Annotated in this window: 1 protein-coding gene; it reads left to right on the top strand. The window is 67.9% G+C overall.

Annotated features, from left to right (window positions below; translation table 11 throughout):
- Nucleotides 1-683, top strand: a 683-nt coding sequence (locus ON45_RS21970) for a nucleoside deaminase (RefSeq protein WP_206537756.1), incomplete at its 5' end; no start/stop codon positions are given.
- Nucleotides 684-703 lie beyond the last annotated feature (20 nt).

Here is a 703-nt window from a genome sequence, read left to right as displayed (position 1 = left end):
GCTCCGTGCGCGAACTGTTCACGAGTTGCCGGGTGGGAGGATGGACGGCGATGAGCGAGTTGACGCCACCGTGGACGACCGTGTTCGACGAGGCGTGGGCGTCGTTCCGGGCGGGGAGCTTCGGTGTGGGTGCGGCCCTGGTGGATCCGACCGACGACTCGATCGTGGCCGTCGGTCGAAATCGCGTCGCGCAGCGTGACGCTCAACCGAGGACCCTGTCCGGCAACATGACGGCGCACGCGGAGATGAACGCGTTCGCCGGACTCGACCGCTTCAACGCTGCCGGTCTGCACCTCTACACCACACTTCAGCCCTGTTTGATGTGCGCGGCGACGGCGATGCAACTGAAGGTGGCGCACGTTCACTTCGCTGCGGAGGACGAGTTCTTCGTCGGGATGGACGAGTTGTGGCTGCAGCACCCGGTCACGGCCGAGCGGGCACCGGCTTCGAGTGGTCCGCTCGGGGATCGTCTCGCCCGGTTCGCGCGGCTGTTGCCGATGGTGTTCACCTTGCGCCACTTCCCCGGCCGCAGTGCGGAGCAGCAGGCGCGCCGCGCCCATCCGGAGTTGGCGTCGACGGCCGACCGTCTGATCGTCGACGAGGAGTTCGCCTCGGAGGTCGACTCAGCCGATCTCCGCACCGCGCTCGACCTGCTCATCGGCCCACCCGACCCGAACTCGTGAACAGTTCGCGCACGGAGCGC

Origin of the sequence: Ilumatobacter nonamiensis YM16-303 (assembly GCF_000350145.1) — a bacterium.
Lineage (GTDB): Bacteria > Actinomycetota > Acidimicrobiia > Acidimicrobiales > Ilumatobacteraceae > Ilumatobacter_A > Ilumatobacter_A nonamiensis.
Note: the sequence above shows the minus strand (reverse complement) of the source record. Positions and strands in the feature narration are given on the sequence as shown.